This window comes from Phenylobacterium sp., from assembly GCF_035539035.1.
Taxonomy (GTDB): Bacteria; Pseudomonadota; Alphaproteobacteria; order Caulobacterales; family Caulobacteraceae; genus Phenylobacterium.
Genome location: NZ_DATLJI010000012.1, coordinates 437,354 through 459,025, shown reverse-complemented (window position 1 = coordinate 459,025; position 21,672 = coordinate 437,354). Strand labels below are relative to the sequence as shown.

Sequence of the window (21,672 nt, the reverse complement as noted above, 5' to 3'; positions counted from 1 at the left end):
TCCTCCCGGCGGGCGCCCGATTTTCGTATCTTCGGTACGATTTCGCGTCCCCGGCCCATTGTCAAACACCTGTTGGCGGCTTGCCAGCGATCTCCGCCCGCCTAAGCTCTACGCATGAGACCGCTCGCCGCCGCCGTCGCCGTGCTGCTGTTGCTCTGGGCCGCGCCCGCGGCCGGCCTGGCCGCGCAGCCCGATGCGACGGCGCGGCGGGCCGCGGCCATGGCCGCCACGCCGCCCGCCGAGGAGCCGAAGCGGCCCTTCGACCTCGTGGACCTGCGCACCGTGGACCCCGGCGTCCGCCTCGACATCCGCTACGCCACGGCGAACAACTTCATGGGCTTCCCGCTCTACGAACGCGCGGGGGCCTGGCTGCAGCGGCCGGCCGCGGCCGCGTTGGGACGGGTGGCGGCATCGCTTCGGCCGCAGGGCTACGGCCTGCTCATCCACGACGCCTACCGGCCCTGGTTCGTGACCTGGATGTTCTGGGAGGCGACCCCGCCGGAGAAGCGCGGGTTCGTCGCCGATCCGGCCCAGGGCTCGCGGCACAACCGCGGCGCCGCCGTGGACCTCACGCTCTACGAGCTGAAGACCGGCAGGGCCGTGGAGATGCCCTCAGCCTACGACGACTTCAGCGAGCGGGCCTATCCCGACTACGCCGGCGGAACCCCGCGCCAGCGCGCCCTGCGCGACCTCCTGCGCCGCGAGATGGAGGCGCAGGGCTTCAGCGTCTATCCGCAGGAGTGGTGGCACTTCGACCACAAGGACTGGCGCGAGTACGGGATCGGCAACGTCAGCTTCGAAGCGTTGGGCAAGTAGACCCTCTCCCTTTCCGCTTCGCGGGGGGGAGGAGGCGATGGCCTCAGCCCTTCATCGAGTGGAACAAACAGGAACTTAGGTCAGAACGCCCCGCCGCGGCCCTCGCCGGCGGCGAAGCGGGCGGCGCCCTCGCGGCTCGAGCCGGAGCGCACGGTCTCCCAGCCGATGCGGAACTCGTTGGCCTGGGCGGCGTCCCAATCCATCCCCCACTGGTCGATGGCCGAGAGCCGGTCCCCGCGCAGGCAGGCCTGCGGAAACACCGACAGCTGCCGGGCCAGCTCCAGGGCGGCGTCGAGCGCCGTCCCTTTGGGAACCAGCCGGTTGGCGAGCCCGATCTGGAGCGCCTCCTCGGCGGACACCGGTCGTCCGGTGAGGATCAGGTCCATGGCGCGCGAGTGGCCGATCAGCCGGGGCAGGCGCACGGTGCCGAGGTCGATCAGCGGCACCCCGAACCGGCGGCAGAAGACCCCGAACACCGCGCCCTCGGCGGCCACCCGCAGGTCCGCCCAGCAGGCCACCTCCAGGCCGCCGGCCACGGCGTAGCCCTCGACGGCGGCGATCACCGGCTTGCCCAGCCGCAGGCGCGTGCAGCCCATGGGGCCGAGGTCGCCCTCCGCATGGCCGGGATTGCCCCGGCCGCCGGCCACACCTTTCAGATCGGCTCCGGCGCAGAAGTGGCCGTCGCGGCCCTGCAGGACGGCCACGTCGAGATCCGCGTCGGCGTCGAAGCGCTTGAACGCCTCGTAGAGCGCGTGGGCGGTCTCGCCGTCCACGGCGTTGCGGCGCTCTGGCCGCTCGATGGTGACCACGGCCGTCCGGCCGTCGGTCTGATAGCTGACGGTGCTCATGGGCCCTCCTCCTTCTGGGCATCGTCGCGCTTGCGACGCGCAGGAAGGCAAGGGCAAAGAGATGGCCCGAGCCGGAAGGAGCGCGCATGAGCAAGGCCACGTCCCAGGGATTCTCGCCCGAGCGCCTGCAGCGGATCGACCGCTTCCTGCAGGAGAAGTACGTCGGCCCGGGCCGGCTTCCGATGGCGCAGTTCGTCCTGGCCCGCGATGGCGAGGTGGTCCACCAGAGCGTGGTCGGCCAGCAGGACCCGGAGCGGAACGTCCCCCTCGGCGAGGACACGGTCTTCCGCATCTACTCCATGACCAAGCCGGTCACCTCGGTCGCCCTGATGACCCTTGTCGAGGAGGGGCTGATCGCGCTGGACGATCCGGTGTCCCGGCACATCCCGGAGTGGAAGGACCTGGGCGTGTTCTCGGCCGGCGTCTGGCCGGTGTTCGCCACCACGGCGCCGGCCCGCCCCATGCAGGTGGTGGACCTGATGCGCCACACCGCGGGCCTGACCTACGGCTTTCAGAACCGCACCAACGTCGACGCCGCCTATCGCGAGCTGAAGATCGAGGCGACCTGGGGCGGGACCGACCTGGAGGGCATGATCGACCAGCTCTCCCGCGTGCCGCTGGAGTTCTCGCCCGGCGAGGCCTGGAACTACTCGGTGGCCACCGACGTGGTCGGCTACCTGGTGCAGAAGGTGGCCGGCAAGCCGCTGGACCAGGTGCTCGCCGAGCGGATCTTCCAGCCGTTGAAGATGGCCGACACCGGCTTCTCGGTGCGAGAGGACCAGCAGGCCCGCTTCGCCGCCTGCTACGAGGCCAAGCTCGGCGGCGGCATGAAGCTGCAGGACGATCCGGCGAAGAGCCCGTTCCTGCGCGCCCCGAAACTCGTCTCCGGCGGCGGCGGCCTGGTCTCCACCGCGGCGGACTACCTGCGCTTTTCCAACATGCTGCTGAACGGCGGCGAGCTGGACGGCGCGCGCATCCTGTCGCCCAAGACCGTCCGGCTGATGGCCGCCAACCACCTGCCCGGCGGCGGCGACCTCACTCAGATGTCGCGCTCGCTGTTCTCGGAGAGCACCAACGCCGGCATCGGCTTCGGCCTGGGCTTCGCCGTGGTCTTCGATCCGCCGAAGACCCTGATCCCCTGCTCCACGGGCGAGTTCTACTGGGGCGGCATGGCCTCGACGGCCTTCTGGGTGGACCCGGTGGAGAGGGTCACGGCGGTGTTCATGACCCAGCTCATCCCCTCATCGACCTACGCCATCCGGCGCGAGCTCAGGACCCTGACCTACGCGGCCCTGACGCAGTCGTACGGCTGAGGGCGTCGGCGGCGGCTTCCGTCTCCTCCAGGCCGGCGGGCGGGCCCATGCCGGTGTCGAGCGCCTCGCCGTGCGGGGTGGCGGTGGGCAGCATCTTGGCCGTCCGCCAGCCGCCCCAGAGGTAGTACCCGCCCGCCAGCAGGACCATCACCACGCTGCCGGCCGGGAAGCTGACCCAGATGGCGTCGGCGCCCAGCATCGGCGTCAGGGCGTTGGCCAGCGGGATCCGCACCACCCACAGCGCGATGACCATGGCCAGCAGCGGCGGCCAGACCGCACCCGTGGCCCGCACCAGGCCGTTGAAGATGAAGGCCACGCCGAACGGCACGAAGCCCCAGAGCACCACGGCGTTGATGTGCACCGCGATCGGCAGCGACGGGCTGCCGGCCGGCAGGAAGGCCTTCAGGATGATCGGGTCCAGCCAGTAGATCAGGGCGATGGGCCCGGCGGAGAACAGGAAGGCGTAGAGCACGCCCACCCGCGCGATCTTGTCCACCCGGTCCATGCGGCCCGCCCCAACGTTCTGGGCGGCCATGGAGGAGACCGCCGCGCCCAGCGCCATGGCCGGCATCTGCACATAGGTCCAGACCTGCACCGCCGCGCCGTAGGCCGCCGCCGTCTGGGAGCCGTAGCCGTTGACCAGGCTCATCATGGTCACGGCCGCCAGGCTCACCACCATCATCTGGAAGGCCATGGGCGTGCCCTTGAAGACCAGCGTCCGCACGACGGTGAAGTCCGGCCGGAAGGTCCGCCATTCCGCCGGCGTCAGCACCAGCAGGCTCTTCTTCCGGTAGAGGTGGACGAGCATCACGGTGAGCGCCGTGGTCTGGGCGATCAGGGTGGCGGTGGCCGAGCCCACGATGTCGAGCCGGGGCAGCGGGCCGACGCCCATGATCAGGAGCGGGTTCAGGGTCACTTCCAGGCCCACGGCTCCCAGCGAGAACAGGAAGGGCGTGCGCGAGTCCCCCGCCCCGCGCTGGGCCATCATCATGAAGGCGAAGAAGTAGAGCACCGGCAGGGCCGCGAAGATCACCCGGAGGTAGGCGATGGCGTCGGGCCGCGCGTCCATCGGCGTCCCCATGCCGCCGAGGATCGCCGGCGTCAGGGTGAAACCGGCGACGCCCACCACGACCGAGATGGCGATGAAGAACAGGGTGGCCGTGCCCACCACGCGGGTGGCGAGCGCCCGGTCGGCGGCGCCCACCGCCTGGCCGATCATGATGTTGGCCGCCATGCTCATGCCGAACACCGCGCCCAGCATCAGGAAATAGATCTGGTTGGAGTTGGAGATGGCGGTCAGCGCCGCCTCGCCCAGCACGTGGCTGACCCAGATGGCGTTGGCTGAGCCGTTCACCGACTGCAGGATGTTGGAGCCCATCACGGGCAGGGCGAACAGCAGCAGGGTCTTGCCGATCGGGCCCGTGGTCAGGTCACGGCCCGCGGCGGTGTTCGTCCTGGCTGTCACGTCCCCGTCCCCCGCCCCCTGTCTCCGCGGGGATTCGGCCGATTGTAGGGGGCGGCGCTCGGGGCGTTCAAGCGGCGCCGCTGCGGAACGGAACGGCGTTACGACGCAGCCGTTCGGTCGGGAGACCGACACGAGGAGATCCAGATGCGACAGATGATCATCCTGGCGGGGGCCGCCGTCGCGGCGGCGTCCCTGGCGGGCTGCGCGACGACGGACAGCTACGCCTCCGCCTGCCAGCGGGACTATGAGCGCAACCGCGCCGCCGCGACCGCGGCCGGCGCTGTGCTGGGCGGCGCGGCGGGCGCGGCCATCGCCCGGGACGACGCGGCCGGCGCGGCCATCGGGGCGGCGGCCGGCGGGCTGATCGCCAACCAGCTCGCCCGGCGCGACGATCCCTGCGGCTATGGCTTCGGCGGCTATCCCATCGACCGCCGCTACGGCTACTGGGACGAGCGCACCGGCCGCTGGCGGCGCTGAGCCCGGCGCACTGGGCCCTCGCGCGCCGCCGCGCGAGGGTTGAGCCGGCGACTTTTCGTTGTAAGAGGGCGCGGGGGATGGTCGACCGCCGCGGCGGCTGGGGCCGCAACGAGACTAGAAAGACCGCATGAAGATCCTGATTACGGGCGGCGCCGGCTTCATCGGATCGGCCGTGGTGCGCCGGGCCGTCGCCGACGGCCATGAGGTGGTCAACCTCGACGCCCTGACCTACTCCGCTAACCTGGAAAACGTCGCGAGCGTCGCCGGCCAGCCCGGCTACGCCTTCGAGCAGGCCGACATCTGCGACCAGGTCCGGGTGCGCGGCATTTTCGCGAAGCATCGGCCCGACGCGGTGATGCACCTGGCCGCCGAGAGCCACAACGACCGCGCCATCGAGGGCCCGCTGGACTTCGTGCGCACCAATGTCGTGGGCACCGCCGTGCTGCTGGAGGCCGCCCGCGAACACTGGGCGGGCCTTCCGGAGCCGCAGAAGGCCGCCTTCCGGTTCCACCACGTCTCCACCGACGAGGTGTTCGGCGCGCTCGGCGACGAGGGCGACTTCACCGAGGAGACCCCCTACGACCCCAACTCGCCCTATTCGGCGTCGAAGGCCGGGGCCGACCACCTGGTGCGCGCCTGGGGCCGCACCTACGGCCTGCCGGTGGTGATCACCAACTGCGCCAACAACTACGGCCCGTTCCAATTCCCGGAGAAGCTGATCCCGACCGTGATCACCCGGGCGCTGGAGGGCAAGACCATCCCGGTGTACGGCGACGGCCGCCAGGTGCGCGACTGGCTGCACGTGGACGACCACGCCGACGCCCTGCTGCTGGTGCTGGCCAAGGGCCGCCTCGGCGAGACCTACTGCATCGGCGGGGACAGCTCGAAGCGCAACATCGAGGTGATCCGCATGCTCTGCGAGCACCTCGACCGGCTCGCCCCCGCCAACACCCACCACGCCGAGAAGATCACCTTCGTGACCGACCGGCCGGGCCACGACTTCCGCTACTCCATCGACGACAGCAAGCTGCGCGCCGAGCTCGGCTGGCAGGCGAAGATGCCGCTGGAGGCGGGGCTCGAGGACACGGTGCGCTGGTATGTGGAGAACCGCGGCTGGGTGGAGCGCATCCGCGAGCGCGGCTTCCACTCCGAGCGGCTGGGCCTCGTCAAGGCGTCATGACCGTCCGCATCCTGCAGTTCGGGACCACCGGCCAGGTCGCCCGCGAGATGATCCGCCAGGCGCCCGCGCACGACGTGGCGCTCACCGCCCTCTCCCGCGAGGACTGCGACTTCGAGGATCCGGAGAAGGCCGCCCGCCTGGTGAACCACCACCACCCCGACCTGGTGGTCATCGCCGCCGCCTACACGGCCGTCGACAAGGCCGAGGAGGAGCCGGAGCGGGTTTATGAGATCAACGCCGAGACGCCCGGGGCCATAGCCGGCGTGTGCGGCCTGAACGGGCCGGCGATCGTCCACTTCTCCACCGACTATGTGTTCGACGGCGACAAGGGGTTCCCGTACGTGGAGGAGGACCGGCCGCACCCGATCAACGTCTATGGCGAGATGAAGCTGTCGGGCGAGAACAACGTGCTGAGCGCCTGTCCGCGGGCGCTGGTGCTGCGGACCTCCTGGGTGGTGTCCTCGCACGGCAGGAATTTCGTGAAGACCATGCTCAGGCTGGCCGGCGAGGGGAACCCGATCCGCGTGGTGGACGACCAGTTCGGCCGCCCCACCGCCGCGGCCGACCTCGCGGGTTTCGTGCTCTCCCAGGCTTCCCGGCTGGCTGCCGCGAAAGCCGGCGACCCGGTGTTCGGCCTCTTCCACTTCGCCAACGACGGCGAGACCAGCTGGAAGGGCTTCGCCGAGGGGATCTTCGCCGAGGCGCTCGGCGAGCGGGCGCCGAAGGTGGAGGCCATCGCCACCGCCGACCGCCCCGCGCCAGCCCGCCGCCCCCTGCGCGGCACGCTGGACACCGGCAAGCTGGAGCGGGTCTTCGGAGTCACGCCCCGCCCCTGGCGCGCGGCGCTCGCCGAGATCGTCGCCGACCTGAAGACCGAAGGAGCCGCCGCATGAGGCGCGGGATCGTGCTCGCCGGCGGATCCGGCACCAGGCTGCACCCTCTGACGCTCGCGGTCTCCAAGCAGCTGCTGCCCGTCTACGACAAGCCGATGATCTACTATCCGCTGTCGGTCCTGTTGCTGGCCGGCGTGCGCGAGATCCTGATCATCACCACGCCCGAGGACCAGGCCGGCTTCAAGCGCCTGCTGGGCGACGGCTCGCAGCTCGGCGTGCGGTTCGAGTACGTCGTGCAGCCGCACCCGGGCGGCCTGGCCGAGGCCTACCTGCTCGGCGAGGAGTTCGTGGCCGGCGAGCCCAGCGTCATGATCCTCGGCGACAACATCTTCTTCGGCCAGAACTTCAGCCAGATGTTGAAGAACGCCCACGCCCGCGAGCGCGGGGCCACCGTCTTCGGCTACCCCGTGCATGATCCCGAGCGCTACGGCGTGGTGGAGCTCGGGCCCGACGGCCGGGCGGTCTCCATCGAGGAGAAGCCTGCCGCCCCGAAGTCGAACCTCGCGGTGACCGGCCTCTACTTCTACGACGGCCGGGCCAGCGAGCTCGCCAAGACGCTGACCCGCTCCGCCCGCGGGGAGCTCGAGATCACCGCGCTGAACCAGCTCTACCTGGAGGCCGGGGAGATGCACGTCGAGCTGCTCGGCCGCGGCTTCGCCTGGGAGGACGCCGGGACCCACGACAGCCTGATCCAGGCGGGCGAGCTGATCCGCACCTTCGAGCAGCGCCAGGGCCTGCGCATCGGCTGCCTCGAGGAGATCGCCTTCCACCAGGGCTGGATAGACCGTGGGCAGCTGATCGCGCTGGCCGACCGCCTGGCCAAGAGCGAGTACGGCCGCTACCTGCGCCAACTCGCCGACCGCCCGCCCGGCTTCGACGAGGCGGAGTAGGGCCTAGGCCAGCCGGCTCTTCACCCGGCCGTAGAGCAGGTAGACGGCCACCCCCACGGCGTTCCAGACGAAGAACATGATCTGGGTCACCTGGGCCAAGCTGGCGAAGAGGTAGATGCAGCCTGCCACGGCGGCCGGACCCACCAGCCACCAGAGGGGCGTCCTGAAGGGCCTTTCAAGGTCGGGCCGCTGAACACGCAGGATCATCATGGCGATGGCGGTCGCGACAAACGCCGCCAGAGTGCCCGCGTTGGCGACCTCGGCGATGAACCTTAGCGGGAGGAATCCCGCCATCGCCGCAGCACACAGCCCGGTCAGGAGGGTGACGGCGGCCGGCACCCCCCGCGGGTTCACCGCCGACAGGCGCCGCGGCAGAAGCCCGTCCCGAGACATCGCGAAGAACACCCGGCTTTGGCCGTACATGAAAGCCATGATGACCGTCGGCAGCGCGATCACCGCGGCGGCCGCGATCAGGGTCGCGACGAGCGGATGACCCAGTTCGCGCAGGATGAAGGCGAGAGGCTCACCGCTCTTGGCGAAGGCCTGGAAAGGGAATGCGCCGAGGGCGGCGGCCGCGACCAGCATGTAGATGGCCGCGCAAGCCATCATGGAGCCGACGATGCCGATGGTGAGGTCACGACCTGGGTTCTTGGCCTCCTCGGCGGCGGTGGAGATCGCATCGAAGCCGTAGAATGCGAAGAAGATGACCGCAGCCGCCGCCATGACGCCCCGCTTCACCCCATCGGCGTCTACGTGAGCGCTGAATCCGTAGGGCATGAAGGGCTGGAAATTGGCGGCGTTGAACTCCGGCAGCGTCAGGACAACGAACGCGCCCAAGGCGAGCACCTTGAAGATCACCAGATAGAAGTTGAGGGTCGCGCTCTCGCGAGTGCCCACGAGGAGCATGCCGGTCACCACCAGGGTGATGAAGACGGCCGGCAGGTTCACCGCACCGGCGGGCTCGCCCCAGGGGCCTGCCGCCAGCATCTCTGGCAACCCCCATCCGCGGCTGACCAGAAAGCCTTGCGCGTACCCTGACCAGCCCACAGCGACCGTGGAGCACACGACGGTGTACTCCAGGATCAGACTCCAGCCGATGATCCAGCCGACCAACTCGCCCATGCCGGCGTAAGAGTAGGTGTAGGCAGAGCCCGCCTGGGGCATCAGACTCGCCATCTCGGCGTAGCAGAGCGCCGCGAAGGCGCAGACGGCGCCGGCGATCGCGAACGAGAGGATCACGGCGGGCCCCGCCTGGCCGGCCCCGACGCCAATCAGGGTGTAGATGCCCGTGCCGATGATGGCGCCCACACCGAGCGCCACGAGATGCGGCCAGCCCAGCGTCCGCTTCAGCCGGTGGCCGTCCGCGTGATGCTGCGGCGCCTCGATGGCCTTGCGGCGCGTGACGAAGCTCATGGAGGCCCTCCCCGGCGAAGCGCCACCTTTGCCCGGGTCCTCACCCCCAGACAAGCCTTGGCGCCGGGGCCGGCGGGCGCCAGCTTGGCCGCGCAATCGGTGGGGGAGTGTTCCGCATGCGTCGCCTGGTCCTGGCCTTAGTCCTCGTGCTGCTGGCGGGGCCCGCCTTCGCCCAGGAGTCCGCCGTCACGCGGGTGATCGCCGACTACGAGGCCTTCTGGCTCGCCGACGATCCGATCACCGCCGGCCGGCTCGGCGACCGGGCGGCGCTGTCGAAGCTGCCGGACGTCACCCCCGCCGCGGACGCGAGGCGCAAGGCCGCGCTCGAAGGCTTCCAGGGCCGGCTGAAGGCGATCCCCGACGCCGGGCTTTCGGCGGAGGCGAAGCTCAACCGGGACCTCCTGGCCTGGATCGTCGACAGCCAGCTGCAGGGGCTGGCCTTCGACACGGCCCGCATGCCGCTCTCCTCCGACGGCGGCTTCTACGACACCCTGGGCTACCTGGCGCAGACCACCCCGATCCGCTCGGCCGGCGACGCGCGCGCCTGGGTGGACCGCCTGGAGGCGGCGCCGAAGAGTTGGCGCGACAACATCGAGAACACCCGCCGCGGCGTGAAGACCCGCTTCACCCAGCCGCGCTCCAGCGTCGAGGTGGTCCTGAAGCAGATGCGCGAGACCGTGGCCACGCCCGTGGACCAGGACCCGCTGCTGCAGCCGCTGGCCAGGCTGCCGGACTCGGTCCCGGCCGCCGAGCAGGCCGCGCTGCGGGCGCGCGGCCGGGCCGCCGTCGCGGCGCTGCGGCCGATCCAGCGGGAGTTCATCACCTTCCTGGAGCGGGAGTACCTGCCCGCCGCTCGGCCGCAGCTCGGCGCCCGCACCCTGCCCGACGGGGAGCGCTACTACCGCTGGCTGGTCCGCGACCACACCACCACGGACCTCTCCCCCGACCAGATCCACGAGCTTGGCCGCGCCGAGGTGGCCCGCATCCGCGCGGAGATGGACGGGGTGATGAAGGCGGCCGGCTGGACCGGCGACCTCGCCGGCTTCATCGCGATGCTGCGCAAGGACCCGCGGTTCTACGCCACCAGCCGCGAGGACCTGCTCGAGAAGGCCTCCGAGATCGCCAAGCGGATCGACGACCGGCTGCCGGGCTGGTTCGGGACCCTGCCGCGCCTGACCTACGGGGTGCGCCCGGTGCCGCAGGAGATCGAGCAGGCCTACACCACCGGCCGCTACTTCCAGGGCTCGCCGGCCCAGGGCGTCGCCGGCGGCTACATGGTCAACACCTACGCCCTCGACCAGCGGGCGCTCTACGAGCTGCCGGCGCTCACCGCCCACGAGGCGGTGCCGGGCCACCACCTGCAGATCGCGCTCGCCCAGGAGCTGGAGGGCAAGCCCGCCTTCCGCCGGGAGGCGCCGGCGTTCACCGCCTTCGTCGAGGGCTGGGGGCTCTATTCCGAACGGGTGGCCGGGGAGATGGGCATCTACCGGACGCCCTACGAGCGGTTCGGCCAGCTCTCCTACGAGATGTGGCGCGCCTGCCGGCTGGTGGCCGACACCGGCATCCACTGGAAGGGCTGGAGCCTGGACCAGGCGCGGGCGTGCTTCACCGAGAACACGGCGCTCAGTCCCCTGAACATCGAGGTGGAGCTCGCCCGCTACGTCTCCTGGCCCGGCCAGGCGCTGGCCTACAAGGTGGGCGAGCGCAAGTACGTGGAGCTGCGCGAGCGGGCGACGAAGGCGCTCGGTCCCCGCTTCGACGTGCGCCGGTTCCACGACGCCGTCCTGCTCGCCGGCCCCCTGCCGATGGACGTCCTCGACCGCCGGATCACGGATTGGATCGCCGCCGAACAGGCTCGGTGACGCCCCCGTCACGGAAACATTCCTGAAACGTCGGTATGCTGGAAATCGCTGCTAACCGGCGTTAAGTTTGGGGCAGGCGCGCCGACGCGACGATTTTCGCGACGAGAAATGCTCCGGGGATATTGGGAGGACTATGGGATGAACGCTGCACGCATTTCCGTGCTCGCGGCCCTGGGGAGCTCGGCGCTCCTGTTCGGCTGCACCACCGACGGCGCGCCCAGCGCGCTCGCCAGCGGCGAGGCCGCTTCCGCCACTGAAAGCGTCGTTGCCGCGGCCCTGCCGGCGCAGGTCGACAACTTCATGCTGTCGGACGCCGATTTCATGGGCCACGAGCTGTACCGGATGGCCGACGCCAAGGCGATCGTGATCGTCTCGCACATGAACGGCTGCCCGATCGTGCGCTCGATGACGCCGGCGCTGAAGCAGCTGCGGGACGCCTACAAGGACAAGGGCGTCGAGTTCCTGATGCTGAACTCCGCCCTGCAGGACAACCACGCCGCGGTGAAGGCCGAGACCGCCGAGTTCGGCCTCGACATCCCGGTGCTGATGGACTCCAACCAGCTGGTCGGCGAGCAGCTCGGCGTGACCCGCACCGCCGAGGTCTTCGTGATCGATCCGAAGACCTGGAAGGTGATCTACCGCGGGCCGCTCGACGACCGCATCGACTACGGCGGCGCCCAGAAGGCCAAGGTCACGCCCTTCGCCGCCAACGCGCTCGACGGCCTCCTGGCCGGCAAGCCGACCGTGCAGCACGCCAGCCTGTCCACCAAGGGCTGCCTCATCGACTTCCCCGAGCGGGCTAAGAAGGCGCAGCACGCGCAGATCTCCTACGCCAGGGACGTGGCCCCGATCCTCGAGGCGAAGTGCGTCGGCTGCCACCAGCCGGGCTCCATCGGCCCCTTCGCCATGACCAGCTACGAGATGGTCAAGGGCTTCTCGCCGATGATCCGCGAGGTGATCCGCACCGACCGGATGCCGCCGTGGAACGCTGACCCGCACGTCAGCAAGTTCGCCGACGACAAGAGCCTGACCAAGGCCGAGATCAAGACCCTGGTCCACTGGATCGAGGCCGGCGCCCAGCGCGGCGACGGCCCCGACCCGCTGGCCATGACCCGTCACCAGGCGGCGGAATGGCCGCTCGGCAAGCCCGACCTGATCCTCGACATCCCGGCCTATAAGATCCCCGCTTCCGGCGTGGTCGAGTACCAGCGGCCGTTCGTCGCCAACCCGCTGACCGAGGGCAAGTGGATCAAGGCGTCGACCTACAAGATCGGGGCGCGCCAGGCGGTGCACCACTACCTGTCGGGCTACCTGAAGGACGTGCCGGCTCCGGGGGCCCAGGCCAACGAGAGCCGCTGGGGCGCGGGCGTCGGCGGCTATGCGGTGGGCGCCGAGTCCACCTTCTGGCCGAAGAACGTCGGCACCTACCTGCCGCCCGGCGGCGCGGTCGGCTTCCAGGCGCACTACACGCCCTACGGCAAGGAAGTGACCGAGAAGTCCCAGATCGGGCTCTACTTCTACAAGGACAACGAGAAGCCCGACCTGATGATGCGCAGCACGGTGGTGGTGGACAATTCCATCGTCATCCCGCCCGGCGCGGCGCGTCACAAGGAAACCGCCTACGTCGAGTTCCCGAAGGAAGCCCTGCTCTACTCGGCCTTCCCGCACGCCCACTACCGCGGCTACGCCTCGGACCTGTGGATCGAGTACCCGAACGGCGAGAAGAAGCTGCTGCTGGCCATGCCGCGGTACGACTTCAACTGGCAGCGCGAGTACACCTTCGCCGAGCCGCTGAAGGTCCCGGCGGGCTCCAAGGTCATCGCCCACTACTGGTACGACAACTCCAAGCGGAACCCGGCCAACCCCGATCCCAGTAAGGAGATCGTCTGGGGCGACCAGTCCTGGGAGGAGATGTTCTACACCGCGCTCCGCTTCCGCTGGACCGACGAGACGGCCGTCAAGCAGGTCAACTACGACGAGCTGATGAACCAGACCCGCATGGTCGGCATGATGGACGACAACATCGACGGCAAGCTGCAGAAGGCCGAGCTGCGCGGGCGGGCCGGCGAGATGCTCGGCAAGTACTGGGCCATGCTCGACAAGAACGCCGACGCCTCGCTCGACAAGACCGAGATGGCGGCGGCCCAGGCCATGATGGGCCGCGGGCGTCGCGGCGGCTCCGAGAATGCGGCCATGCCGCCGGCCCAGCCGAACCCGGGCGGGCGCTAGCCACGCGGCGTCCGCCCGGCCATAGTCGGCCGGGATGCGACTGCTGATCTACGAACCCTCCTACCGGAGGCTGGCGGGCTCGATCTCCTCCGAGGTCGAGCCCGTTCTCATGAGCGACGCGGGAGAGCTCACGCTCGCCGGGCGGGCGGTGACCGTCGAGGACGCGGGCGTCGAGGCCGGCTGGATGAACGCCGACCTGTGGGCCGGCGGCCCCGGGCGGGAGTACGCGGTGGCCCTACTGAAGTCGCCGAAGCTGCGCTGGGTGCAGAGCGGCGCCGCGGGCTTCGACAACCCCGTCTTCGGCAAGCTGATCGAGAAGGGCGTCACGCTCACCACCAGCCACGGCCAGGCGGTGGGCATGGCGGAGTACGTGCTGTGGGGCGTGCTCGACCACTTCCAGCGGGGCGCCGAGCGCCGGGCCTCCCAAGCGAACCGCGCCTGGAACCGGCTGGCCTTCCGCGAGATCACCGGCTCCCACTGGCTGGTCATAGGCTTCGGCGCCATCGGCCAGGGCGTCGCCCAGCGGGCGCGGGCCTTCGGCGCCCGCGTGACCGGCGTCCGCCGCAGCCAGGCGCCGCATCCGGACGCCGACGCCATCGCCGCGCTCTCCGACCTGCCGCGGCTCCTGCCGCAGGCCGACGTGGTGGTGCTGTCGATCCCTCTGACCGCGGAGAGCCGCCACCTGGTCGACGCGCGTTTCCTCTCGGCCATGAAGGACGGATCGGTGCTGGTGAACGTGGGCCGGGGCGGCCTGGTAGACGAGCCGGCCCTGCTCGCGGTCCTCGACGCCGGCAAGCCGGAGCACGCCCTGCTCGACGTCTTCGAGACCGAGCCCCTGCCGCCCGAGAACCCCTTCTGGGATCACCCGCGGGTGATGCTGACCCCCCACGCCTCCGGGATCACCTCGGGCCAGGGGACCCGCAACGACGCCCTGTTCCTGGAAAACCTGGGCCGGTTCGTCCGCGGCGGGCCGCTGCTGAACGCCGCGGACCCGAGGGACGTGCTGGCGGGGCGCTAGGCCCTACTCCGCCCAGAGATCCTGGCCGTCGCCCTTGCGGTTGAGGATGCGCACGGCGCGCTTGACGACGGCCAGCAGACGCTCGCGGCGGGCCTCCTCGTCGTAGGTCATCGCGCCCTTGGCCAGGCCTTCCAGCAGGAAGCGGCCGAGATCGCGGCTGGTCTGGAAGCGGGGGTCGGCGCCGGCCTGCACCATGGCCCCAAAGCGGGCGCCCACCTGGGCGTGGTCGAAGGCGCTCTGGGCCGCCGCCAGGCGCTCGCGCAGCATGGGGTCGGTGCGGGCCGCCGCCTCCAGCTCGGCGAACGCCACGAACGGCGTCTCGTGCAGCAGGGACCAGTAGGCGTCGATGGCGTGCTCGGCGGCGTCGACGCCCGGCGGATGGGGCCTGGAGCCCGCCTCCTCGAACAGGCGGGCGCGCTCCAGCTCGATATGGGCCACGGCGGCCTCCACCAGCTCCTCGCGGCTGGCGAAGTGGTAGAGCATCGCGCCACGGGTCAGCTTGGCGGCGTCGGCGATCATGGCGTTGGTGGCGGCGTGGTAGCCCACCTCCGCGAACAGCCGCATCGCCGCATCGAGGATGCGCGCGCGCGTGCGCAGCGACTTGGGCGTCGCCTTCGCCGGATAGGTTCTGGCGTCCATCGGGACCAATGTTTCGGCGACCTGGGGAGGGTCTGCTCTAGCTGAATACCTACCAGGAGAAGGGGAGTTCGAACCAGAGCTTCAAGGCCGCACCTGCGAGGTTTCACGAAACCGACATGCAATCAGCCTAGCGGCTGTTCAAAATCCAGGCGTTGGGAGCGCATCGTGGGCGATCCTGGAATCCGGCGTTACCGTACGGTCTTCCTGTCCGACATCCACCTGGGCACGCGCGGCTGCCAGGCCGAGCTGCTGCTCGATTTCATCCGGCACATGGAGTGCGACCAGCTCTATTTGGTCGGCGACATCGTCGACGGCTGGAAGATGAAGGGCGGCTGGTACTGGCCGCAGAGCCACAACGACGTGGTCCAGAAGATCCTGCGGCTGGCCCGCAAGGGCGTGACGGTCACCTACGTCCCCGGCAACCACGACGACCGGGTGCGCGACTTCTGCGGCGTCCACTTCGGCGGCGTGGTCGTGGCGCGCGACGCGATCCACGAGACGGCCGACGGGCGGCGCTTCCTGGTCACCCACGGCGACGAGTTCGACGGGGTGGTGCAGCACGCCAAGTGGCTGGCCTTCCTGGGCGACTGGGCCTACCGCGCCCTGCTCTCGGCCAACACCCTGATGAACCGGGCGAGGCGCAGGCTCGGCTTCGGCTACTGGAGCTTCTCCGCCTTCCTCAAGACGCGGGTGAAGAACGCGCTCCACTTCATCGAGAACTTCGAGGCGGCGGTGGCCGAGGAGGCCCGCCGGCGCGGCGTCGACGGGGTGATCTGCGGCCACATCCACAAGGCCGAGATGCGCGAGATCGACGGGATCACCTATGTGAACGACGGCGACTGGGTGGAAAGCTGCACCGCGCTCGTGGAGCATCCGGACGGGCGGCTGGAGATCCTGGAGTGGGCGAAGCTCCGCCACTGGTCGGCGCTGGACCGCGTGCTTCTTCCGCCAGCCCCGGCGGAGCCGGAGGCGATCGCGGCGTAACGCGGTTCAGTTTGACACCCCGGGCGAATTGATGACAGTGCGGCTGCCATGAAACCGCCCATGCCCCCCAGCCTGCGTGACCGGCAGCGGGCGGAAACCCGCGAGCAGATCCTCCAGGCCGTGGGCCGGCAGCTGGAGGGCGGTCATTCCCTGGAAGACCTGAGCTTTGCGGAGATCGCGCGCGACGCGGGCCTCGGCGAACGCACGGTTTACCGCTACTTCCCCACCAAGGAGGCGCTGCTCGGCGCCTTCTGGGCCTGGATGCAGAACCAGGCGGTGGCCTCCGCCCCCGACAAGCCGAAGCCCCGGGCCATGCCGCGCGTGCGCGAGGCGATCACCGCGGCTCGCGACACCCAGCGGCCGATGCGCATCCTGCTGGCCACCGACGCCTGGGAGCCGCAGGTCAACGGCGTGGTCCGCACCCTGACCCGGGTGGTCAAGGAGCTGGGCGAGATGGGCCACACGGTGGAGGTGATCCACCCCAACCAGTTCAAGACCTTCCCGCTGCCCACCTATTCCGAGATCAAGGTGGCGATCGGCGTCTACGAGCCGGTGCAGGAGCGCTTCAAGGCCTTCGAACCCGAGGCCATCCACATCGCCACCGAGGGCCCTATCGGCCTCGCGGCGCGGCGCATCTGCGTGGAGTGGAAGCTGCCGTTCACCACCAGCTACCACACCCGCTTCCCGGAGTACGTCTCGGCCCGCCTGCCTTTGCCGCTGGCCGCCGGCTACGCCTACATGAAGTGGTTCCACAAGCCGTCGGGCCGGCTGATGGTGGCCACCCCCACCATGCGCGACGAGCTGACCCAGCACGGCTTCCGCAACATCTCGTCCTGGTCGCGCGGCGTCGACACCGAGGTCTTCCGCCCGCGCAGGGACGGCGAGCCCGACATGTTCGAGGGCCTGGCGCGCCCCGTCTTCCTCTATGTCGGCCGCGTCGCGGTGGAGAAGAACATCGAGGCCTTCCTGGGCCTCGACCTGCCGGGCACGAAGGTCGTGGTCGGGCCGGGCCCGCAGCTCGAGGAGCTGAAGGCCAAGTACCCCAGGGCGGTGTTCACCGGCTCGAAGTCGGGCGACGACCTCGCCGCGGCCTACGCCTGCGCCGACGTCTTCGTCTTCCCCTCGCTCACCGACACCTTCGGCCTTGTGATCCTGGAGGCCATGGCCTCGGGGACGCCGGTGGCGGCCTATCCGGCGCCTGGGCCCATCGACATCATCCCGAACTCCGGCGCCGGCGTGCTCGCCGCCAGCGCCACCGAGGGGCTGCGCGAGGCCTGCCTCGACTGTCTGAAGCTGGACCGCAAGCAGGTCCGCGCCTTCGCCGAAAAGTTCTCCTGGCGCGCCTGCGCCGAGGACTTCCTGAAGAACCTGCAGCCCTATCCGGAGCCGGAGAAGACCCGCTTCTGGCGGCGGCTGCGCAGGCTGGCACGCGTCCGCCGCCGCCGGCCGGAAGCCGCCTAGAAGTCGTACTGGAAGCGGAACTGCCAGGTGTCGACGTCCACGTCGGCGCCCACCGCCGGGTTGTCGTTCTTCGAGGTCGTGTAGTTGGCCATCACCCGCATGTGCGACGTCAGGTGCCAGTTGGCCCCGAGCGTCCAGGCCGAGTACTCGCCGGCCGTGCGCGGCGCGCCGCTGATCCCGGTGAGGTCCAGGTTGTCGTAGCGGGCCGCCAGCTCCCAGGCGCCGCCGCCGCCCTCGGTGACCGGGCGCAGCACCTTGGTCCGGCCGAGCTCCCCCTTCTTGGCGTCCAGCACCCGCATCTCGCCGGTCAGGTACCAGGCCGCGGCCACGTACCAGGTGGAGAAGTCCTCGTTTCCGCCGGTGACGCGATCCACCTCGGCGCGCGCCCACTCGCCCTGCAGCGAGAAGCGGTCGCGGATCACCAGGCCCTCCAGGCCCACCATGGTGTCGCCGTCGCCGATGGCGCCGGAGGAGGTGTAGCGGTCGCCGAAGTTGGTGTTGTTGCGGGTCCGGTAGGTGAAGGCCCGCCCGTCCTGGCGCTCGCGCACCCGGGCCCAGGCGCCGAGGTGCGCCTTGGTCTGGGCGGTGTTCACCGGAGCCCAGGTGCCGCGCACCGCAAGGCCGGTCATCGCCGAGTCGCCCTCGGCCACCTGCACCGGGTCCGAGGCGTTGATCGAGTCCGCCACGACCGTCGCCGCCAGCGTCCAGTCGGGACCGCCGGTCTTCACCCGCACGCCGAGCACCCGGCCGATGTCGAGCGCGTCGGTGTAGGGCCCCTTCTCGAGGAAGGTCGAGTAGCGGGAGGAGGTAATGTTCTCCAGGCCCAGCGACTTGAAGTTGCCCGCCGTGATCGCGGTCGAGGCGACCGGCCGGTACTCGATCAGGATGTCCTCCCACTGCGGAGCGCTGTCGTCCGTCATCGAGAGCTCGCCCTTGTAGCTCCACTTCGACGACAGCTTGCCCTCGGCGCCGATCCGCGCGGTGCGCACGCGCCGGTCGTCGGCGTCGAAGTCGAGGCCGGTCGCGCGGTCCACGTCCTGGCCCACGTAGTCGAGGTAGATGCGGCCGAACACCTTCGGCGGCTCGACCGCCGCGGCGCTCGAGGCCGCGCCCAGGGCCGCCAGGAGAACGCCCGCCGCCGCCGCCATCTGCCTGCCGTCCATGTCCGTTCTCCTGTGCCTGTGGGCGCGAGGAGGTAGACGGGCTCGATGACAGGCGCGCGACAGTTCTGCGACGTTGCGACGTCGTTGCGGTGAAGCTTGCGCGACGCCGCTACAGGAGCCGGCTGCGCATCGCCTGCGACAGGAGATCGATGAGCGACACCGCCACGACGATGACGATGACGATCGCCGACAGTTCGCCGTAGTTGAAGGCGTTGAGGCTCTCGAACAGCACCTGGCCGATGCCGCCGGCGCCGATCAGGCCGAGCACGGTGGCCGAGCGGGAGTTCGATTCGAACCTGTAGAGGGCGTAGGAGGTCCACAGCGGCGCCACCTGGGGGATCACCCCCCAGACGATCTCCTGCAGCCGGCTGGCGCCCGTCGCCCGGACGCCCTCGACCGGGCCCTTGTCGATGGACTCCACGGCCTCGGAGAACAGCTTGGCCAGCACGCCGGCGGTGGAGATGGCCAGCGCCATGACGCCGGCGAACGGCCCCAGGCCCACGGCCACCAGGAAGATGGTGCCGATCACGAGGTCCGGGATCGAGCGCAGCAGGTTCATCAGGAGCCGCATCGGCTGCTGAAGCCACGCGGGCGCGATGTTGCGCGAGCAAGCCAGGCCGAACGGGACGGCCACGATGATCGCCAGGAAGGTGCCCCAGATGGCGATCTGGATCGTCAGCCACATCTGCCGGACGTAGATGCCGAGGTTGCCCCACTCCGGATCGAGGAGCTGCCGGCCGTAGATCCGCATGTTCTCGGCGTTGGTGAACAGCCGGCCGAAGTTGCGCATCTCCACCGGCCCGAACGCCAGGATGAGGAGCACGATCACCGCGCCCCAGACCAGGGCGTCGGGCGCGCGCTGGGCCATGGAACGGGTGGGCGGCGTCAGCTGCGCCGCGGGCGGAACCGTGTCGACCGGCGACATCAGACGTCCGGCTCCACGGCGCGCTTCTGGGCCGCGGCGGCGCGGACCTTGTCGAACTCGGCCTGGGCCTTCCGGACGGCGGCCTGGTCGCCGCTGCGGCGGGCGTTGGCGAGCGCCTCGGCGGCCTCCATCTCCCGGATCGGATCGAGGTAGCTGTCGTCGGCGGCGCGGAAGCCGCCGTAGGCCAGGCCCTTGAGCACCTCGCGCTGGCGGTCGGCCTCGGGCCCCGTCCCCGTCCCGTAGGTCAGGAAGAACTGGCGCATCTTCTCCTTGATCGCCGGATCCAGGTCGCGGCGGGCGACGATGGAGGATTCCGGGATCGGCGGGGAGCGCCAGATCACCTCGACCTTGGCGGCGATCTGCGGGTTCTGGCGGCCGGCGAACAGCAGGCCCACGGTGTTGTTGGTCGCCACGTCCACCAGGCCGTTGGCCACGGAGAAGACGTTCGCCTGGTGGTTGGCCGAGCGCACCGCCTTGAAGCAGTTGGCCGGCTCGATGTTGCGCGGCGTGAACAGGTAGGTCATCGGCGCCAGCGTGCCCGACGTGGACTTGGCGTCGCCCAGGCCGAAGGTGAGGCTCTTGTCGCAGGCCAGCACCTTGTCGAGGGTGATCCCCGAGCCCTTCTGCACGATGAGCACCGAGCGGTAGGAATCCTCGCCGCCGGCGTCCACCACCCGACCCAGCACCTGGGCGTCGGCGCGGCGCGTGGCCTCCAGCGCCGGCAGGGCCGAGAACCAGCCCACCTGCACCTGGTTGAAGCGCATGGCCTCGATCAGGGAGGTGTAGTTGGTGGCGAAGTAGGGCTTCACCGGCACGCCGATCTGCTTGGACATGTCGTCCAGCAGGGGCTGCCAGAGCGGGCCCATGGATTGCTGGTTCTCGGCCGACAGGATCGAGAAGGTCAGCTCCTTGGGCGTCTCGCCCTTCTGGTTCGAGGGCTCGCCCCCGCAGGCGGAGAGGCCTAGCAGGGCGGCCAGCCCAAGTCCGGTCAGTAGGCGGCGACCGATCATTGCGGGGCTCCTTCCCAGAACACGTCCTCGAACTCCGGCCCGTAGATGTCGATGAGCTGTTCGCGCTTCAGGCCCGTGGACGGGCCGTCATAGACCACCTTGCCCGCTTTCAGCGCGACCACGCGGTCGCAGTAGCGCAGCGCATAGTCGACCTGGTGCAGGGTCACGACGACGGTGAGGCCGTCTTCCCTGTTCAGGGTCCGCAACGCGTCCATCACCCGGCGCGCGGAGACCGGATCAAGCGAGGCCACCGGCTCGTCGGCGAGGATGATCTTGGCCTTCTGGACCAGCGCCCGGGCGATGGCGCCGCGCTGCTGCTGGCCGCCGGACAGGGTGTTGGCCCGCTGGGCGGCGTAGTCGGCCACGCCCATGCGGGCGAGCGCGGCCATCGCCGCCTGCTTGGTCTCGGCGGGCCAGAGGCCGAACAGACCCCGCAGCGGGTCGATCCGGCCGAGCGAGCCCAGCGCCACGTTGGAGAACAGCGACAGGCGGCCCACCAGGTTGAACTGCTGGAAGATCATGCCGATCCGGGTGCGCGTCTTGCGCACATTGGCGGCGATCCGGCCGTTCTCCTGCACGGGTCCGCCGAACGCCTCGATCCGGCCGGCGCCGGAATCGATGGTCTGCAGGGCGCTGATGGAGCGCAGGAGCGTGGACTTGCCCGAACCCGAGGGCCCGATCAGGGCGATCATCTCGCCCTTCGAGACGTCGAGGGAGACCCCTTCGAGGGCGCGTCGCGCGCCAAAGGTCTTGGACACGTTCCGTATCGACAGAACGGCGGCGTCAGGCATGGACGGCGAAATTTCCTCAAGTTGCGCGCGCAAGCGGACGAAACTCGCCGGCCGTTGCGACGGCTTCATGACACGCCTTCCCGCGGTCGGTCCAGCCGGCAGGCGCGGTGCGGAACCGCCGGGCGGCGAACGCCGTTACCGCGCCACAAGCGCCACAGCTCGAAGAATAATCACGGGCTCTGGCGAGTAGAGACGTGTCGTCGCACGTCCAACGCCCTTTACATCCCGGGCGTATGCCCCTATTTGCGCGGCTTCCGGCGGACCCGATGTCCTCAAAAGCGCTGCTAACGCCGGT

At 70.1% G+C, this 21,672-nt stretch carries 19 protein-coding genes and 1 pseudogene; 12 read left to right on the top strand and 8 right to left on the bottom strand.

Annotation, left to right across the window (positions count from 1 at the left end; translation table 11 throughout):
• Positions 1 to 114: 114 nt before the first annotated feature.
• Entirely contained in the window at positions 115 to 816 is a 702-nt protein-coding gene (locus tag VM685_RS07580) for a M15 family metallopeptidase (RefSeq protein ID WP_325459515.1), read from the top strand.
• A gap of 80 nt (positions 817 to 896) precedes the next feature.
• Here VM685_RS07580 and VM685_RS07575 read toward each other — a convergent pair whose 3' ends face one another.
• Entirely contained in the window at positions 897 to 1,664 is a 768-nt protein-coding gene (locus tag VM685_RS07575; RefSeq protein WP_325459514.1) for a crotonase/enoyl-CoA hydratase family protein, read from the bottom strand.
• A gap of 86 nt (positions 1,665 to 1,750) precedes the next feature.
• Between VM685_RS07575 and VM685_RS07570 the strand changes: the two genes are divergently transcribed.
• Positions 1,751 to 2,977, top strand: a complete 1,227-nt coding sequence (locus tag VM685_RS07570; protein ID WP_325459513.1) for a serine hydrolase — start codon at positions 1,751 to 1,753, stop codon at positions 2,975 to 2,977.
• On the opposite strand, the gene VM685_RS07565 is transcribed toward VM685_RS07570, so the two are convergent.
• On the bottom strand, positions 2,934 to 4,442 hold the full coding sequence (locus VM685_RS07565) for an MATE family efflux transporter (RefSeq protein ID WP_325459512.1): 1,509 nt from the start codon (positions 4,440 to 4,442) through the stop codon (positions 2,934 to 2,936). The two genes, VM685_RS07570 and VM685_RS07565, sit on opposite strands and share 44 nt — an antisense overlap.
• Positions 4,443 to 4,586: 144 nt before the next feature.
• Between VM685_RS07565 and VM685_RS07560 the strand changes: the two genes are divergently transcribed.
• The 4 genes from VM685_RS07560 (at position 4,587) to rfbA (ending at position 7,882) form a co-directional block, all read left to right on the top strand.
• Positions 4,587 to 4,919, top strand: a complete 333-nt coding sequence (locus tag VM685_RS07560; RefSeq protein ID WP_325459511.1) for a hypothetical protein — start codon at positions 4,587 to 4,589, stop codon at positions 4,917 to 4,919.
• 127 nt (positions 4,920 to 5,046) lie between these two features.
• On the top strand, positions 5,047 to 6,099 hold the full coding sequence (gene rfbB, locus VM685_RS07555) for a dTDP-glucose 4,6-dehydratase (protein WP_325459510.1): 1,053 nt from the start codon (positions 5,047 to 5,049) through the stop codon (positions 6,097 to 6,099).
• Entirely contained in the window at positions 6,096 to 6,992 is an 897-nt protein-coding gene (gene rfbD, locus VM685_RS07550; protein ID WP_325459509.1) for a dTDP-4-dehydrorhamnose reductase, read from the top strand. The genes rfbB and rfbD overlap by 4 nt, the downstream gene beginning before the upstream one ends.
• On the top strand, positions 6,989 to 7,882 hold the full coding sequence (rfbA, locus tag VM685_RS07545) for a glucose-1-phosphate thymidylyltransferase RfbA (protein ID WP_325459508.1): 894 nt from the start codon (positions 6,989 to 6,991) through the stop codon (positions 7,880 to 7,882). Before rfbD ends, rfbA begins: the two co-directional genes overlap by 4 nt.
• A 3-nt stretch (positions 7,883 to 7,885) precedes the next feature.
• Here the strand turns inward: rfbA and VM685_RS07540 are convergent, their stop codons facing one another.
• Positions 7,886 to 9,295 (bottom strand): amino acid permease, encoded by a 1,410-nt coding sequence (locus VM685_RS07540; protein ID WP_325459507.1) that lies wholly within the window; start codon positions 9,293 to 9,295, stop codon positions 7,886 to 7,888.
• A 116-nt stretch (positions 9,296 to 9,411) separates the two neighbouring features.
• Here VM685_RS07540 and VM685_RS07535 point away from each other — a divergent pair, with 116 nt between their 5' ends.
• The 3 genes from VM685_RS07535 to VM685_RS07525 all read left to right on the top strand — a co-directional run bounded on the left by VM685_RS07535 (position 9,412) and on the right by VM685_RS07525 (position 14,404).
• Positions 9,412 to 11,157, top strand: a complete 1,746-nt coding sequence (locus VM685_RS07535; protein ID WP_325459506.1) for a DUF885 domain-containing protein — start codon at positions 9,412 to 9,414, stop codon at positions 11,155 to 11,157.
• 138 nt (positions 11,158 to 11,295) lie between these two features.
• Positions 11,296 to 13,386, top strand: coding sequence for a redoxin family protein (locus VM685_RS07530; RefSeq protein WP_325459505.1), 2,091 nt, complete (start codon positions 11,296 to 11,298; stop codon positions 13,384 to 13,386).
• Between the two features lie 34 nt (positions 13,387 to 13,420).
• Positions 13,421 to 14,404, top strand: coding sequence for a D-2-hydroxyacid dehydrogenase (locus tag VM685_RS07525; RefSeq protein ID WP_325459504.1), 984 nt, complete (start codon positions 13,421 to 13,423; stop codon positions 14,402 to 14,404).
• A 3-nt stretch (positions 14,405 to 14,407) separates the two neighbouring features.
• Here the strand turns inward: VM685_RS07525 and VM685_RS07520 are convergent, their stop codons facing one another.
• Entirely contained in the window at positions 14,408 to 15,043 is a 636-nt protein-coding gene (locus VM685_RS07520; RefSeq protein WP_325459503.1) for a helix-turn-helix domain-containing protein, read from the bottom strand.
• Positions 15,044 to 15,208: 165 nt separating this feature from the next.
• Between VM685_RS07520 and VM685_RS07515 the strand changes: the two genes are divergently transcribed.
• From VM685_RS07515 to VM685_RS07505, 3 genes and pseudogenes are all read left to right on the top strand, one after another.
• On the top strand, positions 15,209 to 16,027 hold the full coding sequence (locus tag VM685_RS07515; protein ID WP_325459502.1) for a UDP-2,3-diacylglucosamine diphosphatase: 819 nt from the start codon (positions 15,209 to 15,211) through the stop codon (positions 16,025 to 16,027).
• Between the two features lie 48 nt (positions 16,028 to 16,075).
• Positions 16,076 to 16,264, top strand: a pseudogene (locus VM685_RS07510) (TetR/AcrR family transcriptional regulator); the annotation flags it as partial.
• A 126-nt stretch (positions 16,265 to 16,390) separates the two neighbouring features.
• Positions 16,391 to 17,488, top strand: a complete 1,098-nt coding sequence (locus tag VM685_RS07505) for a glycosyltransferase family 1 protein (RefSeq protein WP_325459655.1) — start codon at positions 16,391 to 16,393, stop codon at positions 17,486 to 17,488.
• Here VM685_RS07505 and VM685_RS07500 read toward each other — a convergent pair.
• The 4 genes from VM685_RS07500 to phnC all read right to left on the bottom strand — a co-directional run bounded on the left by VM685_RS07500 (position 17,485) and on the right by phnC (position 21,377).
• The gene (locus VM685_RS07500; RefSeq protein ID WP_325459501.1) at positions 17,485 to 18,651 is read right to left on the bottom strand and encodes an OprO/OprP family phosphate-selective porin; all 1,167 of its coding nucleotides are present in this window, start codon (positions 18,649 to 18,651) and stop codon (positions 17,485 to 17,487) included. The genes VM685_RS07505 and VM685_RS07500 overlap by 4 nt on opposite strands.
• Positions 18,652 to 18,760: 109 nt before the next feature.
• Positions 18,761 to 19,576, bottom strand: coding sequence for a phosphonate ABC transporter, permease protein PhnE (gene phnE, locus VM685_RS07495; protein WP_325459500.1), 816 nt, complete (start codon positions 19,574 to 19,576; stop codon positions 18,761 to 18,763).
• Positions 19,576 to 20,586 carry a phosphate/phosphite/phosphonate ABC transporter substrate-binding protein gene (gene phnD / locus VM685_RS07490; RefSeq protein ID WP_325459499.1) on the bottom strand — a complete coding sequence of 337 codons (1,011 nt, stop codon included), beginning with the start codon at positions 20,584 to 20,586 and terminating at the stop codon, positions 19,576 to 19,578. Before phnD ends, phnE begins: the two co-directional genes overlap by 1 nt.
• Positions 20,583 to 21,377 carry a phosphonate ABC transporter ATP-binding protein gene (phnC, locus tag VM685_RS07485; protein ID WP_325459498.1) on the bottom strand — a complete coding sequence of 265 codons (795 nt, stop codon included), beginning with the start codon at positions 21,375 to 21,377 and terminating at the stop codon, positions 20,583 to 20,585. The genes phnD and phnC overlap by 4 nt, the downstream gene beginning before the upstream one ends.
• Positions 21,378 to 21,672: the final 295 nt, after the last annotated feature.

Bases quoted from the DNA above. Each gene is read 5' to 3' on its own strand.
- VM685_RS07500 (WP_325459501.1), bottom strand. From the start codon at position 18,651: ATGGACGGCAGGCAGATGGCGGCGGCGGCGGGCGTTCTCCTGGCGGCC.
- VM685_RS07540 (WP_325459507.1), bottom strand. From the start codon at position 9,295: ATGAGCTTCGTCACGCGCCGCAAGGCCATCGAGGCGCCGCAGCATCAC.
- rfbB (WP_325459510.1), top strand. From the start codon at position 5,047: ATGAAGATCCTGATTACGGGCGGCGCCGGCTTCATCGGATCGGCCGTG.
- rfbA (WP_325459508.1), top strand. From the start codon at position 6,989: ATGAGGCGCGGGATCGTGCTCGCCGGCGGATCCGGCACCAGGCTGCAC.
- VM685_RS07535 (WP_325459506.1), top strand. From the start codon at position 9,412: ATGCGTCGCCTGGTCCTGGCCTTAGTCCTCGTGCTGCTGGCGGGGCCC.
- phnC (WP_325459498.1), bottom strand. From the start codon at position 21,377: ATGCCTGACGCCGCCGTTCTGTCGATACGGAACGTGTCCAAGACCTTT.
- phnD (WP_325459499.1), bottom strand. From the start codon at position 20,586: ATGATCGGTCGCCGCCTACTGACCGGACTTGGGCTGGCCGCCCTGCTA.
- VM685_RS07525 (WP_325459504.1), top strand. From the start codon at position 13,421: ATGCGACTGCTGATCTACGAACCCTCCTACCGGAGGCTGGCGGGCTCG.
- VM685_RS07530 (WP_325459505.1), top strand. From the start codon at position 11,296: ATGAACGCTGCACGCATTTCCGTGCTCGCGGCCCTGGGGAGCTCGGCG.
- VM685_RS07570 (WP_325459513.1), top strand. From the start codon at position 1,751: ATGAGCAAGGCCACGTCCCAGGGATTCTCGCCCGAGCGCCTGCAGCGG.
- rfbD (WP_325459509.1), top strand. From the start codon at position 6,096: ATGACCGTCCGCATCCTGCAGTTCGGGACCACCGGCCAGGTCGCCCGC.
- VM685_RS07580 (WP_325459515.1), top strand. From the start codon at position 115: ATGAGACCGCTCGCCGCCGCCGTCGCCGTGCTGCTGTTGCTCTGGGCC.
- VM685_RS07520 (WP_325459503.1), bottom strand. From the start codon at position 15,043: ATGGACGCCAGAACCTATCCGGCGAAGGCGACGCCCAAGTCGCTGCGC.
- VM685_RS07505 (WP_325459655.1), top strand. From the start codon at position 16,391: ATGCGCATCCTGCTGGCCACCGACGCCTGGGAGCCGCAGGTCAACGGC.
- phnE (WP_325459500.1), bottom strand. From the start codon at position 19,576: ATGTCGCCGGTCGACACGGTTCCGCCCGCGGCGCAGCTGACGCCGCCC.
- VM685_RS07575 (WP_325459514.1), bottom strand. From the start codon at position 1,664: ATGAGCACCGTCAGCTATCAGACCGACGGCCGGACGGCCGTGGTCACC.
- VM685_RS07560 (WP_325459511.1), top strand. From the start codon at position 4,587: ATGCGACAGATGATCATCCTGGCGGGGGCCGCCGTCGCGGCGGCGTCC.